Annotated in this window: 16 protein-coding genes; 5 read left to right on the top strand and 11 right to left on the bottom strand. The window is 65.5% G+C overall.

The genetic code is table 11. From position 1 onward, the window contains the following. Positions 1-25: 25 nt before the first annotated feature. From P0D89_RS24225 to P0D89_RS24240, 4 genes are all read right to left on the bottom strand, one after another. Entirely contained in the window at positions 26-1,003 is a 978-nt protein-coding gene (locus P0D89_RS24225; protein ID WP_408361974.1) for a hydroxyacid dehydrogenase, read from the bottom strand. Further along, entirely contained in the window at positions 1,000-2,367 is a 1,368-nt protein-coding gene (dctA, locus tag P0D89_RS24230; RefSeq protein WP_408361975.1) for a C4-dicarboxylate transporter DctA, read from the bottom strand. The genes P0D89_RS24225 and dctA overlap by 4 nt, the downstream gene beginning before the upstream one ends. 191 nt (positions 2,368-2,558) lie before the next feature. After that, positions 2,559-3,734, bottom strand: coding sequence for a UxaA family hydrolase (locus P0D89_RS24235; protein ID WP_408361976.1), 1,176 nt, complete (start codon positions 3,732-3,734; stop codon positions 2,559-2,561). A 77-nt stretch (positions 3,735-3,811) separates the two neighbouring features. After that, entirely contained in the window at positions 3,812-4,156 is a 345-nt protein-coding gene (locus P0D89_RS24240; protein ID WP_408361977.1) for a UxaA family hydrolase, read from the bottom strand. A gap of 607 nt (positions 4,157-4,763) precedes the next feature. On the opposite strand from P0D89_RS24240, the gene P0D89_RS24245 reads away from it, so the two are divergent. The 4 genes from P0D89_RS24245 to P0D89_RS24260 are packed head-to-tail and all read left to right on the top strand — an operon-like array spanning position 4,764 to position 8,418. Continuing rightward, positions 4,764-5,783 carry an ABC transporter substrate-binding protein gene (locus P0D89_RS24245; protein WP_408377378.1) on the top strand — a complete coding sequence of 340 codons (1,020 nt, stop codon included), beginning with the start codon at positions 4,764-4,766 and terminating at the stop codon, positions 5,781-5,783. 1 nt (position 5,784) lies between these two features. Further along, positions 5,785-6,582 carry an ABC transporter ATP-binding protein gene (locus P0D89_RS24250; RefSeq protein WP_408361979.1) on the top strand — a complete coding sequence of 266 codons (798 nt, stop codon included), beginning with the start codon at positions 5,785-5,787 and terminating at the stop codon, positions 6,580-6,582. Then, positions 6,575-7,480, top strand: a complete 906-nt coding sequence (locus P0D89_RS24255; protein ID WP_408361980.1) for an ABC transporter permease — start codon at positions 6,575-6,577, stop codon at positions 7,478-7,480. The genes P0D89_RS24250 and P0D89_RS24255 overlap by 8 nt, the downstream gene beginning before the upstream one ends. Before the next feature lie 20 nt (positions 7,481-7,500). Beyond that, positions 7,501-8,418: a LysR substrate-binding domain-containing protein gene (locus P0D89_RS24260; RefSeq protein WP_408361981.1), complete on the top strand. Its 918-nt coding sequence runs from the start codon at positions 7,501-7,503 to the stop codon at positions 8,416-8,418. On the opposite strand, the gene P0D89_RS24265 is transcribed toward P0D89_RS24260, so the two are convergent. Genes P0D89_RS24265 through P0D89_RS24290 form a run of 6 tightly spaced genes read right to left on the bottom strand, consistent with a single transcriptional unit; the run spans position 8,349 to position 13,144 of the window. Then, positions 8,349-10,085 carry an L-aspartate oxidase gene (locus P0D89_RS24265; RefSeq protein WP_408361982.1) on the bottom strand — a complete coding sequence of 579 codons (1,737 nt, stop codon included), beginning with the start codon at positions 10,083-10,085 and terminating at the stop codon, positions 8,349-8,351. The two genes, P0D89_RS24260 and P0D89_RS24265, sit on opposite strands and share 70 nt — an antisense overlap. A 21-nt stretch (positions 10,086-10,106) precedes the next feature. Next, positions 10,107-10,754, bottom strand: coding sequence for a fumarate hydratase C-terminal domain-containing protein (locus tag P0D89_RS24270; RefSeq protein ID WP_408361983.1), 648 nt, complete (start codon positions 10,752-10,754; stop codon positions 10,107-10,109). Then, positions 10,744-11,649, bottom strand: a complete 906-nt coding sequence (locus P0D89_RS24275; RefSeq protein ID WP_408361984.1) for a fumarate hydratase — start codon at positions 11,647-11,649, stop codon at positions 10,744-10,746. The genes P0D89_RS24270 and P0D89_RS24275 overlap by 11 nt, the downstream gene beginning before the upstream one ends. A 24-nt stretch (positions 11,650-11,673) precedes the next feature. Continuing rightward, a complete protein-coding gene (sdhC, locus tag P0D89_RS24280) occupies positions 11,674-12,072 on the bottom strand; it encodes a succinate dehydrogenase, cytochrome b556 subunit (RefSeq protein WP_408361985.1) in 399 nt (132 codons plus the stop codon). Next, complete coding sequence (locus tag P0D89_RS24285; protein ID WP_408361986.1) at positions 12,069-12,413, bottom strand: succinate dehydrogenase/fumarate reductase transmembrane subunit; 345 nt, start codon at positions 12,411-12,413, stop codon at positions 12,069-12,071. Before P0D89_RS24285 ends, sdhC begins: the two co-directional genes overlap by 4 nt. Next, on the bottom strand, positions 12,410-13,144 hold the full coding sequence (locus P0D89_RS24290; RefSeq protein WP_408361987.1) for a succinate dehydrogenase/fumarate reductase iron-sulfur subunit: 735 nt from the start codon (positions 13,142-13,144) through the stop codon (positions 12,410-12,412). The genes P0D89_RS24285 and P0D89_RS24290 overlap by 4 nt, the downstream gene beginning before the upstream one ends. Before the next feature lie 258 nt (positions 13,145-13,402). On the opposite strand from P0D89_RS24290, the gene P0D89_RS24295 reads away from it, so the two are divergent. Then, positions 13,403-14,161, top strand: coding sequence for a GntR family transcriptional regulator (locus P0D89_RS24295; RefSeq protein ID WP_408361988.1), 759 nt, complete (start codon positions 13,403-13,405; stop codon positions 14,159-14,161). 26 nt (positions 14,162-14,187) lie between these two features. Here P0D89_RS24295 and P0D89_RS24300 read toward each other — a convergent pair whose 3' ends face one another. Further along, positions 14,188-15,120 carry a 2-hydroxyacid dehydrogenase gene (locus tag P0D89_RS24300; RefSeq protein ID WP_408361989.1) on the bottom strand — a complete coding sequence of 311 codons (933 nt, stop codon included), beginning with the start codon at positions 15,118-15,120 and terminating at the stop codon, positions 14,188-14,190. Positions 15,121-15,359: the final 239 nt, after the last annotated feature.

Genomic DNA, 15,359 nt, shown 5'->3' on the forward strand with positions numbered 1-15,359 from the left:
CGGGTTGGGTTGGTTCAGGCGGGCATCAGTTTGGCACGGCACTCTGCATCACGTCCGGCGCGGCATCCATCAACGCGGCGGCCACCCGCTGAGCGACCAGCGAACTCACGCGCTCGTTGGCTTGCCTCGTCAACCCGGCGATATGCGGCGTGAGAATCAGGTTCGGCGTGTCGGCAAGCGGCGAGCCGCGGCGCAACGGCTCGTCCGCGAAAACATCGAGTGCGGCGCCCGCCAGGCGCTCTTCGCGCAACGCGGCGGCGAGAGCGCGCTCGTCGAGCGTGCCGCCGCGCGCCGTGTTGATTACGATGGCGCCGCGCTTGAGCCGTCCGATACGTTCGCTATCGAGCAGGTTGCGCGTCGCCTCGCAGAGCGGCACGTGCAGCGTGACGACATCGGCTACGGCCAGCGCGTCGTCCAGCGCCATCGCGCGTGCGCCAGTGCTGCTCCAGCACGGCGCGGCGGCGGGTTGTTGCGGATCGTAGCCGACCACGGTCATACCGAGCGCGCGCGCCAGTCCGGCGACCCGCTGCCCGATTCCGCCGAAGCCGATCACCGCCAGCACGCTGCCAGCGGCTTCGCGTCCGCTGGACAAAGCCTCGCGCGGCCAGGCGCCCGCCGCGACATCGGCGCTGCGCAGATACGCGCCGCGCAGCAACACGAGCGCGGTGGCGATCACGTATTCGGCGACGGCTTGCGCATTCGCGCCTGTCGCCGGAAACACGGCCACGTTGCGCGCGGCGCAGGCGGTCAGGTCGAGATTGTCGAGACCGACCCCGAGCCGCCCGACCACACTGAGCTTCGGGCCAGCGGCAAGCAGCGCCGCCGATACCTGCGTGCGGTTTCTCACGATCAGCGCGTGAGCGTCGGCCAGTTCGGCGGCGAGCCGCTCAGACTGTTCGAACAGCGCGGGATCGAAGCGCACGTTAAAGCGTTGCCGCAGCGTGTCAACGGCCGCCTCGTCCATGAACTCGCTGATGACGATCTTCTTCGCGATATTCGTCATTTGGCCGCCTTTTCCAGCAACGTGGCGCCCGCCGTGTTTCGGCGCGCTTCGTCGAGACCCGGTTGAGCCGTCTGCGGCCTGGCTTGAGGCGGCCGCAGCGCCGCCTGAGCCTGAACTTCACGCGGCGCGGCGAGAAATTCGCGCGCCGCCCGCGCGTCGAATGCGCCTTCCCAGCGCGCGACCACCAGCGTCGCCACCACGTTGCCGATCATGTTGGTCAGCGCGCGGACTTCGTTGAGCACGCGGTCGACGCCGAGAATCAGCGTGATGCCCGCCACCGGAATGATGTTGTGCGTCGACAGCGTGGCGGTCAACGCGACCAGCGCCGCGCCCGCCACGCCCGCGCCGCCTTTGGACGTCAGCATCAGGATCGCCAGCAGCCCGACCTGCTGCATCAGCGTCAGGTGTGTGTTGGTGGCCTGCGCGATGAACAGCGAGGTCATCGTCAGATAGATCGCCGCGCCGTCGAGATTGAACGAATAGCCGGTGGGCAGCACGAGTCCGACGATCGCTCGCGGGCAACCCATGCGTTCGAGCTTCTCCATCAGGCGCGGCAGCACGGATTCCGTGGTGGAAGTGCCCAGCACGATCAGCAGTTCCTCGCGGAAGTAGCGCAGCAGCGGCCACAGCCCCACGCCGGCCCAGCGCGCCGCCGCGCCGAGCACGATCGCGATGAACAGGACGCTGGTGATGTAGAAGCACAGAATCAGCAGACCGAGCTGCTGCAACGTGCCGATGCCGTATTTGCCGACCGTGAACGCAATCGCGCCGAACGCGCCGAGCGGCGCGAGCCGCATGATCATCTCGACGATGCGCATCAGCGTGTCGCCGAACTGTTCGATGCTCCGCATCAGCAGCCGGCTGCGCTGCGACATGATCGACAACGCGATACCGAACAGCACGGAGAACAGCAGCACCTGCAACAGATCGCCGCGCGCGAACGCGCCGACGACCGAGTTCGGCACGATCATGTCGATGAAGCCCGACGACGACACGTGCGCATCCGCCACGTAATGCGACATGGCGTGCGTGTCGAGCGAAGCGGGATCGATGTTGAGTCCCTCGCCCGGACGCAGCACGTTCGCGACGACGAGGCCAAGCACGAGCGCGATGGTGGTCACGACCTCGAAGTAGAGCAGCGTCTTGAAGCCGACGCGGCCGACCTGCTTCAGGCTTTCCATTCGCGCGATGCCGACCGAGACCGTGCAGAAGATCACGAGCGTGATCAGCATTTTGATGAGGCGGATGAAGGTATCGCCGAGCGGCTTCATTTCGACGCCGAACGCGGGCGCGAGGTAACCGACGAGAATACCGGCCGCAAGTCCGATCAGGACCTGCACGTAGAGATGTTTGAGCACGCGCAAGATGGTGTCTCCTCCACTCGCTGCTGCCAGATGTCGAGCCGGCGCCGCTGCCGCCTGAAATGCCGGCACGGGGCGGCTTCGCGGCCAGTCTCCGTGCCGGCGTGCGCCGGGAATGTGGGGGCCGCTCCGTTCGTGGCCGGCGAGCTTGCCAAATCGGCTTGCCGTTGAGCGGAGCGGTTCAACCGCAGCGATCAGGCGCTTTCGAACAGGCGCGTCAGCACGAACTCGCGATGGCCGAGCACTTCGGCCGCGGTGAAGCGGCCGTTGATCGTGGCCATCATGCATTCGAGCAGCTTGTCGCCGCTCTGGTCGAGATTCTGCTCGCGCTGCAGGATGCCGGTCACGTCCACGTCGATATGCTCGCCCATCGTGCGGACCGTGCGCGGATTCGCACAGATCTTGATGACCGGCACGATCGGATTGCCGATCACATTGCCCTGGCCCGTCGGGAAGAAATGCACCGCGAAGCCCGATGCCGCGCACAGCGTCACCATCTCGGCGGCAGCGGACGACGAGTCCATGAACCACAGCCCGGCGTGCGTCGGCTCCTCGGCTTTGTCCAGCACGCCGTCCACCATGCACTTCTTGCCGATCTTCTGGATGTTGCCGAGCGCTTTCTCTTCTATGGTGGTCAGGCCGCCCGCGATGTTGCCCTTGGTCGGCTGCGACTCGGACAGGTCGTCCGTTTTCCAGCGGTTGATCATCTCCTGATAGCGGTCGAACATGAACTGGAAACGCTCGCGCACACCGTCGTTCGCGCAGCGCGCGGCGACGATCTGCTCGCCGCCGGTCAGCTCCGAAGTCTCGCCGAACACCAGCGTGGTGCCGAGGCCGTACAGTTTGTCGAACGCATTGCCGACGGTCGGATTGGCGCCGCAGCCCGACGTGGTGTCCGACTCGCCGCATTTGGTCGACACCCACAGCTCCGAGATCGGACATTCCTCGCGATCGAGCGAGGTGGCGTACTGCACCATTTCTCTCGCCGCTTTCGACGCCCGCATGATCGTGTCGTGATCGCCGTGCAGTTCGATGCCGAAGCCCATCACCGGTTTGCCGGTTTTCGCAATGCCGTCGACCACGCGCTTGGTCCAGCCTTCCTCGATGCCGATCACGATCACCGCCGCGACGTTCGGGTTGCTACCCGCGCCGATCAGCGTGCGGAAGTGCAGGTCCAGATCGGCGCCGAATTGCAGCCGTCCATACGGATGCGGCAATGCCATGGTGCCCTTGATGTTGTGTTCGACCGCTTGCGCCGCGGCGTTCGACAAATCGTCTACCGGCAGGATGATCACGTGGTTGCGTACGCCCACGCGGCCATTGTCGCGACGATAGCCGCGGAAAGTCGTATCCAGGTCAATCACGCTCATGGTGTCTCTCTCGTTCGGGTTGGTGCGGCTCGATTCCGGGAAGTGTTAGTGCTCGCAGCGTTGCGCGGCAACGCCGCTTACCAGCGTTTCGTCTTGATGTTGTGCACGTGGGCGTGCTCGCCGGCCTTGATCGGCGCGACCACCTTGCCGATGTCCACGCCGTACTTGAACACCGTGTCGCCCACTGCCATGTCCTTGAGCGCCACCTTGTGACCGATCGGAATGTCCTGCTTCGCCGGGAAGCTCACGATCTCGTCGTCGTCCATGATCCATGCGTTCAGTTGCGTGCCCGCCTTGATGCCCTCGACGACCGCCACGCCGACCGTGTCCTTCGCCTCGTGCAGAACGATGTGGATCGTTTTGCGTTCGGGCGCCGCACCCGTTGCGGGGGTGCTGTTGATGTCTGCCGTGGGATTGTTCATTCGCGTCTCCGTTCGTGTGTTGAATGCGGTGGGGTGCCGCCGGGGCAACGCGCTCGAACGCGCTGCGGGTGAATTGATCTGCGGTGAATTGATATTAGGCGGCGGTTTTGCGGATGTCAACTAGGTCATCTATATGTGTTAGAAGAGTGTTTTCCACTATTGCCGCACCGCTCGCGCGCTGCGCGGGCCCCGCCGGAGCCGCTTTGCGCCGCTTCGGCAAGCACGGTGTGCGATGTCGCGTTTCCCCGAGTTTGATTTCGCATACATCATCGCCTAGACTCCACACTCATACAGATGACCTAAATAACACCGATTACCTCGATGGACCGCGACGAGGTTCCCGCGGGATCGGAAAAAAGCTGAACGCATGCCGGCGCCCGTGCGCGCAAGACGCACCACCGGCCACTGGAGACACGCATGACGTTTGCCCCACTCTTCACGCCGCACGCGTTGTTCGCGCCCGCGCCGCAGCCCCGGCCATTCATGGAGGCGCGCGCGCCCACGCTGGCGCACTAAGCCGCGCACCAGCCGCAACCCGCTCCGATTTCGCCCGATCTTTCCCCACGCGCGCCGTACCGGCGCTCCACCACCATAGGGTGTGCCAGCCATGAACGTGCAGAGACTGTTTCGAACGATCGGCGTGAGCTGCGTACTGTCGGCCATGCTTGCCGCCGGCGCCGCGCACGCCGAACTCGGCGAGGTGAAGATCGCCCGGCAATACGGCGTCAGCTACCTGCCGCTGATGATCATGCAGGACCAGAAGCTCTTCGAAAAACACGCCGCGCAGTTGGGCATCAAGGACCTGAAGGTGTCGTGGGTCGAATTCGCGGGCGGCAACGTGATGAACGACTCGCTGCTCTCCAATTCGTTGCAGATCGCCTCCGGCGGTGTCGCGCCGCTCGTGCTGCTGTGGTCGCGCACCACGGGCACGCCCGTCGAGGTCAAGGCGCTGGCCGCGATCAATTCGATGCCCCTGCTGCTCAATACGACCAACGCGAAAGTGAAGACGCTGAAGGACTTCACCGGTCAGGACAAGATCGCATTGCCGGCGGCCAAGGTGTCGATCCAGGCGATCACGTTGCAGATCGCCGCCGAAAAGGCATTCGGCGCGGGCAACCAGGGGCAGCTCGACAAGTACACCGTGTCGCTCGCGCATCCCGACGCGCAGCAGGCGCTGATGTCCGGCAACAGCGAGGTCACCGCGCACTTCGGCTCACCGCCGTTCCAGGAGCAGGAGTTGCAGAAGCAGAACGTGCATACCGTGCTCAATTCGTACGACGTGCTCGGCGGCAAGTCGAGTTTTAATCTCGTCTGGTGCACGAGGCGCTTCTATCAGGAGAACCCGAAGCTGACGAAGGCCTTCATGGACGCATTGAATGAATCGGAAGCGTGGATCAATCACGACAAGCACGCGGCCGCGGTCGCGTACCTGCGCATCTCGAAGGAAAAGAGCAGCGTCGACGAGGTCGAGAAAATGATCAGTTCACCCGACGTGTCGTTCACCACGGTCCCGCAGAACACCATCAAATACGCCGACTTCATGGCGCGCACCGGCCTCATCAAGAAGAAGCCGGACTCGTGGAAGGACATGTTCTTTCCCACCGCTCAATCCCTGCAAGGAAGCTGACATGCGCGCCGCGACCCAGGCCTCGCCTTATCCCGACACCTCGCCGCTGCTCTCCGTGCGCGGCGTGACGCTCCAGTACAAGACGCCGAAGACGCTCGTGATGGCCACCTACCGCGTCGACTTCGAAGTGTTCAAAAGCGACCGCTTCGTGCTGCTCGGTCCGTCCGGCTGCGGCAAGTCGACCTTGCTGAAGAGCGTCGGCGGCTATCTCGCGCCGACCGAAGGCACGATCTCGCTCAAGGGCAAGACGGTCACGCGGCCGGGCCCCGACCGGATGATGGTGTTCCAGGAATTTGATCAGTTGCTGCCGTGGAAAACGGTGCGGCAGAACGTGATGTTCGCGCTGCAGGCATCGCACCGTCTGCACGGCAAGGAGATCGAAGAGCGCGCGATGCACTATATCGAGAAGGTCAATCTTGCGTCGTTCGCCGACAGCTATCCGCACACGCTGTCGGGCGGCATGAAGCAGCGCGTCGCGATTGCGCGCGGCATGGCGATGGAGCCCGACATCCTGCTGATGGACGAACCGTTCGCCGCGCTCGACGCCCTCACGCGGCGCAAGATGCAGGACGAACTGCTCGCTCTGTGGGAGGAAACGCGCTTCACAGTGCTGTTCGTCACGCACTCGATCCCCGAGGCGATCAAGGTGGGCAGCCGCATTCTGCTGCTCTCGCCGCACCCCGGCCAGGTGAAGGCCGAACTGGAAACGGCGAGCACGCCACAAGCCGCTGTAGCGCTCGAAAAGCGCATCCAGCACATGCTGTTCGAAGACGAGATCGAGAGGGCGGAAAATGTCTGACATGCTTACTCATGATGGTTCCGGTCAGCGCGACGCGCCCGCGGTCGTGCGGCGCTCCGAGTTGGTCCGCGAGCCCGCGGAAACCCGCGAGTTCAGCGTCGTCGAAAAGCCGTTGTCGCCGTTCGAGCGGCTCTACAACCAGGCATGGATCCGCAAGCTGATCATCTTGCTGTTGCTCGCGGGCGTGTGGGAAATCTATGGCCGCGTGCTGAACAATCCGCTGCTCTTTCCGACCTTCAGCGCGACCATCGAGGCGTTTTTCAAAAGCATCGCGAGCGGCGAACTGCCGGGCAAGGCATGGGCGTCGATCCACGTGCTGCTGATCGGCTACGCCTGCGGGATCGTGCTCGCGGCCCTGCTCACGGCGGCGGCGATCACCTCGCGCATCGGCACGGATTTTCTGGAGACGATGACCTCCATGCTCAATCCGCTGCCCGCCATCGCGCTATTGCCGCTCGCGCTGATCTGGTTCGGCCTCGGCAACGGCAGTCTGATCTTCGTGCTGGTGCATTCGGTAACCTGGTCGGTTGCGCTGAATACGCACTCGGGGTTTCTGTCGGTGAGCAACACGTTGAAGATGGTCGGCCGCAACTATGGTCTGCGCGGCGGCCGCTACGTGTGGCAGATTCTCGTGCCCGCCGCGTTCCCGAGCATCCTGACCGGGCTGAAGATCGGCTGGGCCTTCGCGTGGCGCACGTTGATCGCGGCCGAGCTGGTGTTCGGCGTCAGCTCCGGGTCGGGCGGACTCGGCTGGTTCATCTATGAGAACAAGAATCTGCTCGACATCGCCAATGTGTTCGCCGGCCTGTTCACGGTGATCCTGATCGGACTCGCGGTCGAGAACCTGATTTTCCGCGTGCTGGAGCGTCATACGGTGCAGCGCTGGGGCATGCAGTGAAGTAGCGAACCGGAGCCGTTGTGAGTGCAATCCGCTATTTCGTGACGTTTCTGTCGGTGGCGCGGCACGGTTCGTTCGCGGCCGCCGCTGAAGAAGTCTGTCTCACGCAGGCCGCCGTCGGCTTGCAGATGCGTTCGCTGGAACGCGATCTCGACCTCGTGCTGTTCGACCGCGCGGCGCGTTCGGTGTCGCTCAGCGCGCAGGGCCGCGCGGTGCTGCCGCTCGCGGAAACGCTGGTGGCCAACTACCGGCAGATTCTCGCGACCGGCGACGCGGGCGAACTGTCCGGCACGGTGCGCGTGGGCGCGCTCGTGTCGTCGCTGATGGGCGCGTTCGCCGACGCGATGCTCAAGCTCAAGCAGCGCTATGCGCGACTCGATCTGAAGCTGTTCACGGGATTGTCGAGTGACTTCGCCGCGCGCGTGGAAAGCGGCGAACTGGATGCGGCGATCGTCGCGCAGTCGCCGTCCGCGTTGCCGGCCGCGCTCAAATGGACCGTGCTGTACAGCGAGCCGATGGTGTTCATCTCGCCGGCGGGCGCGCCGCACGCGTCGATCGACGCGCTGCTCGAAGAGCCCTTCATTCGCTTCGACCGCCACACGTGGACCGGCGTGTTGGTCGACAACGCGCTGCGCCAGCTCGGCACGGCCCGCGACGAAATCATGGAGTTGAATTCGATCGAAGCGATCTCTGAAATGGTGCGGCGCGGCTTCGGCGTATCGATCGTGCCGCTGCTCGCCAATGCAAACTGGACCCGCGAGTCGGGGCTGCAGGTGACGCCCTTGCCCGAGCGCATCACGCCGCGCCGGGTCGGTCTGCTCGAGCGGCGCAATCATCCGCGCGAGGCGTTCACGGACGCGGTCAAGCGTCATTTCATCGACACCGCCGAGCTTTCCTCTTCGAGCAGCGATTCGCCCGGACGCACCCGCGTGAACTGAACGCGCTGCCGGCTGGCGGCGAAGTGCTCCCCTTCGAGGCGCAGACACATGTATTCCGAGGTCGCCAGATCGCCCGCTTCCGGAAAGTCCCCGCGATAATGCGCACCGCGCGAGTTCTCCCGCAGCAGCGCGGATTCGGTAATCGCGCGGCTCACGAGGATCAGGTTGCGCAGATTCATCCAGTCGTGCCAGGAGAGATTGAAGCGCAAGTCGCGTCCGTCGATGCCGGTGCGCTCGAGCTGCGTCTCCAGTTCGCCGAGTTGGCGACGCGCGCGCTCCAGCCCCTTAGCATCGCGCAGAATGCCGACGTCGTTCCACATCACTTCGGCGAGCGCGTCGCGGATCGCTTCGAGGTCGCCCGGCGGCTGATGCAAAGGGCGGGTGCAGCGCGCCATCGCGGCGTTGATCGCGTCCGTGTCGGCGGTGGCGAAATAGCCGTGGCGCGGCACCCAGGCCGCCAGCGTATCGCCCGCAATGCCGCCGAACACCGTCGAATTCGCCACGCCGTTGCCGCCCAGCCGGTTCGCGCCGTGCACGCCGCCCGCATCCTCGCCGGCGACGAACAGGCCCGGCAGCGTGGTCGCGCACTGGGCGTCGAACTCGACGCCGCCCATCATGTAGTGCGCGGTCGGCACCACTTCGACGAGGCCGCCCGCCAGATCGAAACCGCAATCGGCGCAGCGCTCGACCATACCCTTGAAGCGCTGACGCACGCTGTCCGCGCCGAGGTGGTGCATCTGCAGATAGACACCGCCGTTCGGCGTCGCGTGCCCGGCGCGCAATTCGCGAAAGATGCTGCGCGACACCACATCGCGGGTCGCGCGTTCCGCGCGCGGGTCGTATGCCTGCATGAAGCGCTCGCCCGCGCCGGTGAGCAGGTAGCCGCCCGCGCCGCGCAAGCCCTCTTCGAGCACGGTGCCTGTCATGCGGGTGTCCGCGCCCGCCAGCAACCCGGTGGGATGAAACTGCACCATCTCCATGTCGCGCAGCGAGAGGCCGGCGCGCAGCGCCATCGCCATGCCGTCGCAACTCTTGTCGCCGCTCGGCGTGTGATAGCGGTACATGGTCGGGCCGCCGCCGGTCGCGAGCAGCACGGCGCGGGTTCGCACGAACACGAACTCGCCGCTGCGCATGTCGATCATCAGCACGCCGGCAAGCGTTGCGCCGTCGCGGCTGCGGATGAATTCCACTGCGCGATGCTCTTCGAGCCGTTCGATGCCGCGCGCCCACACCTGCTCCGCGAGCCGGTTGATGATCTCGATGCCGGTCTGGTCGCCCTTGTGCACGGTGCGATCGAACGTCTGCCCGGCGAATGCTTTCTGCCGCACGGACCCGTCCGGGTTGCGGTCGAAGAAGCAGCCCAGTTCGTTTTCGAGTTCGCGAATCCGCTCGACCGCGCCCGTCACCAGCATCCACGCGAGGTCCTGATTTGAGAGCCACTTGCCGCCTTCGATCGTATCCATGAAGTGCCGCTCGACCGAATCGCCCGGCGCCAGCGCGACGTTGTAGCCGCCTTGCACCATGCGCGTACAACCGCATTTGCCGAGAAGGCCTTTCACGGCAACGGTGATGCGCAACTGCGGCGCGGCGGCCTGCGCGTGCAACGCGGCGAACAGGCCCGCGCCGCCGCTGCCCAGAATGAGGATGTCGGTATCGAACTGTTTCATCGCGGTGCGCTCTCGAATGCTTCAAACGCGAATGCCGAGCGACGCGAGCACCGCGTCGCGCTGCGTTCGCGTGTTCCGTTGGACTGCTGTGTAAAGGCTGCCGCCGTGGCTGTCCATCGCGACCAGCAGCGGCCCGAAGCCGTCGATCCGGAAACGCCACAGCGACTCGGGATTGAGATCGTCGAGATCGACGTCTTCGATCTGCTCGATCCACGTGGTTTCGAGCGCCGCCGTGCCGCCGACGATCGCCAGGTAGACGCCGCCGAATTCCGCGAACGCCGCGCTCGACGCAGCTCCGAGCCCGCCCTTGCCGATCACGGCGCGCACGCCGTAGGTCCGCATCAGCGGCGCGGTAAAGCGCTCCATGCGCGCCGAGGTCGTCGTGCCGATGCACACTGGCTCGTAGCCGGCCGGATGTTGCGGCGAAACAGCGACGCGCCGCACGTTCGGCGCAGTGTGGATCACCGCATGGCCGCGCAGATCGAAGCGCGTGGCGCGGCCGTGATCGAACATATGAATCTGGGTGGCGTCGCGAATGCCGAACAGCGTGCGGTTCAGCGTGAGCGTATCGCCGATTCGCAGCGCCCGGATCTGCGCTTCGCTCGCGGGCATGTCGAGCGTGTGATGCGTGCCGCTCATGGGCGCGTGCAGCGCTGTGTCAATAGCCATACTCGACTCCCTGTGCGCTCAGCGTGGCGCGCGCACGCCGCGCCGAATGGCACTGCATGTTCACCGCGACGGGGTTCATCGTGATGTGCGTGGCCGCCAGTTCGACGTGCACCGCGAACGCGGTCGCATCGCCGCCGAGGCCCTGCGGCCCGACGCCCAGTTGATTGACCGCCGCCGACATCTGCCGCTCCAATGCGGCGCCGTGCTCGTCGCCGCACTGCGTGCCGAGCGGCCGGGTGGCCGCCCGCTTGGCGAGCGCAACGCACAGGTCCGACGTGCCGCCGACGCCCACGCCGACGATCGTCGGCGGACAGGTCTTGCCGCCCGCCTCCACCACGCAGTCGATCACGAAGCGGCGGATCGCGTCGACGCCCTCAGCCGGAATCGCCATGCGCAGAAACGAGTTGTTCTCCGAGCCGCTGCCCTTCGGGATCATTTCGATCGACAGCGTGCCCGGTGTCGCGTCGAAATCGATGTGGATCACAGGCACTCCGGCACCGCACGAATTCTGCTCGTTATGACGCGTCAGCGGATGCACGACCGACGAGCGCAACGGATGCTCGTGCGTGGCGCGCGCACACCCGCTGCGGATCGCGGCCTTCAGGCGCATGCCGTCGAACCGCACGCCCCCGCCGAGCGTGACGTTGTAGATCGGCAGGCCGGTGTCCTGGCACAGCAGGTTGTCGGCCTGCTCGGCCACCACGATGTTCTGCCGCATCGTGCCGAGCACGCGGCGCGCGGTCTCGTTGCGCTCGGCCGCCTCGAGCTTCGCAATGCCTTCCTTGACGTCCGGCGGCAGCTGCTTCAGCGAACGGATGTACAGCGTGCTGGCGATCTCCTCGATCAACCCGTAGTCGACGGTAAAGTCCGCCGTGTGTCTCGTCGTTGTTTCCATTGAGGCCTCTTCAAACGTGCGCGCTCACAAGGTCAGGGAAAGCGCAAACGCCATACCGATGACGAAGGCGCCGCCCGCGGTCAGCGCGATCAGATCCTTGCGCAAGCCGCTCCACGGCCGGAACTCGATCAGCAACAGCCGCACGCCGCCGATCAGATGCGCGGCGAGCAGCGTGACCAGCCCCCACTCCGCGAACACGAAGCCCGGCGAGCGCGTGACGGCCAGGAACGATTCGAAACGCTCGGCGCCGTTCAGCGCAATGCCGAGCGCCCAGAAATGGGCGGGCAGGAAAAACGCCAGCGCGAGACCGGACAGCCGATGCACGAGGAAAGCCCACCACGCGGGATGATTGCGCGCGCGCAAGTCGAGCTTGCGACCCGGAGTCGCGGCGCGCGGATGAGAGCTAGAGGTGGTGGAATTCATGCCGGCACGCCCGCAATCAATGCATAAACCGCGCGCAGGCCCGCCAGCACGAGCCCGACGCCGACCAGCACGCTCGCGCGCGCCGCCCATGCGCCGCGCCAGTTCAACCACTCGTCGGCGATACGGCGCAGTCCCACCGGCACGTGCAGCGCCGCCGCGATCACGAAGATCGCGTAAAACATGGCCCACGCGAGATTGCCGTGCAGGCGCGCGATGACATCCACCGCGCGCAGTCCGCCATGCACGACCCAGACCATGGTCGCCAGATGAATCGCGACGCACAGCGTCAGCACCATCGCGGACAGGCGTTGCACCCACCATGCGTCAAAGGCCCGCTTCATCGCGCGCCTCCTTTGGGCTGCGCTCGCGCCGCGCGTTTGAGGCCCGCGATGCCGGCGGTCGGCGCGAGCGCTTTCGGGCAGCGCTCGGTGCAGGAGCCGAGGGTATGGCACGAGTGGCAGCCCGCGTCATTGGCGACCGCGTCGTGGCGGGCGCCCTGCTGCACGTCGCGCACGTCGTTGACGAGCGTCCATGCGCGATTCAGCGCGGCCGGCCCGAGATAGTCCGGCTTCCAGCCGACCACGTCGCAACTGGCATAGCAGACGCCGCAGCCGATACACTCGATGCCCGCATCCACCGCCCGCCGTTCGGGCGACGCGGGATCGATCCGTTCGAGCGGCGCGCTGCGGTCGCGGTTGCCCGCGAAGAAGCCCTTCGCATCGCGCCATTTATCGAAGAACTGGGTCATGTCCACCGCCAGATCCTTGACGATCGGCAGATGGTTCAGCGGCGCGATTTCGAGCACGTCGCCCGGGCTTCGCAGCACCTTTGCCACGTGCGTGCGGCAGGTCCAGCGCGCGCGGCCGTTCACCGTCATCGCGCAGGAACCGCACATGCCGACGCGGCATGCGAAACGGTAGGACAGCGTGGCGTCGATACTGCGTTGAATGTGCGTGACGACGTCCAGCACGGTCTGGCTCGCGCGGCGCGGCACCTGGAACGGCTCGAATGCGCCGTCATCGGCTCCGCGCCAGACGCGCACGTTCAGCATGTCGCTGACGGATGGCTGCATAGGGTAATGGCCCGATTGTTCTGTGGGGAATGACTGGTTGAACATCAGGTTAGCGCCGCGCCCGCGCCCGTGAAAAGCCAGTAATTCTTGGCGTGAGGACAAGGGATTCTTGCGCATGCGGGATGGGCAAAGCCCTGTCGCGACGAACCGACAGAATCTATCTCATCTAGATGTGCTAGATGAGTTTGTCGTTTAAAATCGGGGCGGGTCCAACTTAAGCGAGCGGCGTCGCGCGACTCGCGCATTGCAGAGGTTTTCATGAGCACGCTCGCCATCAATCCGCCCGCGCTGGGCGGCACGCGGTACAAGGAAGTCAAGAGCGCGATCCTTGCCGCGCTCTCGGCCGGCGAATGGAAAGGCGGCGAATGTATCCCTTCGGAGAAGCGGCTCGCCGAGCGCTTCGGCGTGTCCATCGGCACCTTGCGTAAAGCGATCGACGAACTCTGCGCTGAAAACATCCTGATCCGCCATCAGGGCCTCGGCACCTTCGTGTCGATGCACCAGCGCGACCGTCATTTTTTCCGCTTCTTCCGGATCGTGCGGCGCGACGGCGACAAGGCCTATCCGGTCGTCACGCTGATCGACTTCAAAAAGGCGCGGGCTTCGCGCGAAGTGTCGGCCGCGCTCGGTATCGAGACCGGCGCGCGCGTATTTCAGTTCGTCAACGGCCTCACGCTGCATGGCAAGACGGTGCTGATCGAACACATCACCGTGCCGGAAGCGCACTTTCCGGGCCTCACCGAAGCGAAACTGCGCAACCGGCCGAACACGCTGTACAACTTCTATCAGGACGTTTTCGGCATCAACGTGGTCGAAACCGATGAGCGCGTGAGCGTCGCGCTCGCGAACGAGCTGGAGAGCGCGCAACTCGGCGTCGAAGTCGGCGCGCCCTTGCTGGAGATCCGGCGCATCGCCTATTCGTATCACCGCAACGCGGTCGAGTTGCGGGTCTCGCGGCTCAACACCGACGAGTACGAGTACATCGGCGCCCGGCCGGGGCGCGACGAAGAGAAGTAACGCGCCCGCGGCGTGGGTCGCATGCGTCAGATCGGCGTCAACACCGACTCGCCCGCGAAATGCCGCTTCGCGTTGCTGATGAAGTTGTCGACCGAGGCCGTGATCGCCTCCGGCGAGCGGCCGCCCACATGCGGCGACAACACAACGTTGCGCAGCACGAGCAAGGCCTCGGGCGGATGAGGCTCGCCTTCGTACACATCCAGCGCCGCGCCGGCAATTGTCCGCGCGGTCAGTGCCCGCGCCAACGCAGCGGTATCGACCACGCTGCCGCGCGACACGTTGACGACGAACCCCTGCGGACCGAGCGCGGCGAGCACGCGCTCGCCGATCAGATGCCGCGTGCCGGCTCCACCCGGCGTCGACACCACCAGAAAATCGCACCAGTGCGCGAGCGCTTCCGCGCTGTCGAAGTAGCGCAGCGGCGAGTCTTCACGCGGCTTGCGATTGTGATAGCCGATCTCCATGTCGAAGCCCGCGCCGCGCCGCGCGACCTTCTCGCCGATATTGCCGAGCCCGACGATCCCCAAACGCTTGTTCGACACGTTCGGATGCAGCGGCAGCGCATCGCGCCAGACGCCGGCGCGCGTGGCCTGATCGAGTTGCGGCACATCGCGCACGACCGCGAGCAGCAACGCGAACGCATGATCGGCCACGCAGTGATCGTTGGTCCCCGCGCCGTTGACGAGAACGATGGCGCGCGCACGGGCATGGTCGACGGCGAGGTTTTCAAAGCCTGCACCCAACGCGCCGACCAGTTCGAGCTGCGGCATCCGGTCGATTTCCGCGGCGCTCAGGCCGGTCGTGCCGTTGGTCAACACGGCGCGGATCGTCTCGCCGTGCGCGGCGATCGCGGCGTCACGCTGCGGGACATCGGGCGCGTACACGATGTCGAATGCCGTCGCGATGCTGGCGCGGCTGTCGTCGTTCAAGTGGATCAAAACCAGCAGGGTTGGCTTCATGGTGAGGTTCTTGTCGGCGGCGTGGATGGATGGACTTCAAGGCTTTCGAGTGTAGCAAGGCTCATTCATGCTCGCAGCCGGGATCACGCTTGCGCGCCTACGCGCCGAGCGCAACGCTGCACGCGCCTCCAGTCCATTCGAGGTCGGGCCGTTATCCTGTTGGACGGATCTGCGAAAAGAGGCGTCATGCCTTTCCCCTGCGCCCGTCAAAGACGCCCCGAAGGGAGTCCCCTTGGGGG

Origin of the sequence: Paraburkholderia sp. RL18-085-BIA-A (assembly GCF_046027075.1) — a bacterium.
Classification (GTDB): Bacteria; Pseudomonadota; Gammaproteobacteria; order Burkholderiales; family Burkholderiaceae; genus Paraburkholderia.

Excerpts from the sequence above, each read along its gene's own strand:
- P0D89_RS24285 (WP_408361986.1), bottom strand. The coding sequence starts at position 12,413 with ATGAAGCGGGCCTTTGACGCATGGTGGGTGCAACGCCTGTCCGCGATG.
- P0D89_RS24270 (WP_408361983.1), bottom strand. The coding sequence starts at position 10,754 with ATGGCTATTGACACAGCGCTGCACGCGCCCATGAGCGGCACGCATCAC.
- P0D89_RS24235 (WP_408361976.1), bottom strand. The coding sequence starts at position 3,734 with ATGAGCGTGATTGACCTGGATACGACTTTCCGCGGCTATCGTCGCGAC.
- P0D89_RS24300 (WP_408361989.1), bottom strand. The coding sequence starts at position 15,120 with ATGAAGCCAACCCTGCTGGTTTTGATCCACTTGAACGACGACAGCCGC.
- P0D89_RS24265 (WP_408361982.1), bottom strand. The coding sequence starts at position 10,085 with ATGAAACAGTTCGATACCGACATCCTCATTCTGGGCAGCGGCGGCGCG.
- sdhC (WP_408361985.1), bottom strand. The coding sequence starts at position 12,072 with ATGAATTCCACCACCTCTAGCTCTCATCCGCGCGCCGCGACTCCGGGT.
- P0D89_RS24240 (WP_408361977.1), bottom strand. The coding sequence starts at position 4,156 with ATGAACAATCCCACGGCAGACATCAACAGCACCCCCGCAACGGGTGCG.
- P0D89_RS24290 (WP_408361987.1), bottom strand. The coding sequence starts at position 13,144 with ATGCAGCCATCCGTCAGCGACATGCTGAACGTGCGCGTCTGGCGCGGA.
- P0D89_RS24245 (WP_408377378.1), top strand. The coding sequence starts at position 4,764 with ATGAACGTGCAGAGACTGTTTCGAACGATCGGCGTGAGCTGCGTACTG.
- P0D89_RS24225 (WP_408361974.1), bottom strand. The coding sequence starts at position 1,003 with ATGACGAATATCGCGAAGAAGATCGTCATCAGCGAGTTCATGGACGAG.
- P0D89_RS24250 (WP_408361979.1), top strand. The coding sequence starts at position 5,785 with ATGCGCGCCGCGACCCAGGCCTCGCCTTATCCCGACACCTCGCCGCTG.
- P0D89_RS24255 (WP_408361980.1), top strand. The coding sequence starts at position 6,575 with ATGTCTGACATGCTTACTCATGATGGTTCCGGTCAGCGCGACGCGCCC.
- P0D89_RS24275 (WP_408361984.1), bottom strand. The coding sequence starts at position 11,649 with ATGGAAACAACGACGAGACACACGGCGGACTTTACCGTCGACTACGGG.
- P0D89_RS24295 (WP_408361988.1), top strand. The coding sequence starts at position 13,403 with ATGAGCACGCTCGCCATCAATCCGCCCGCGCTGGGCGGCACGCGGTAC.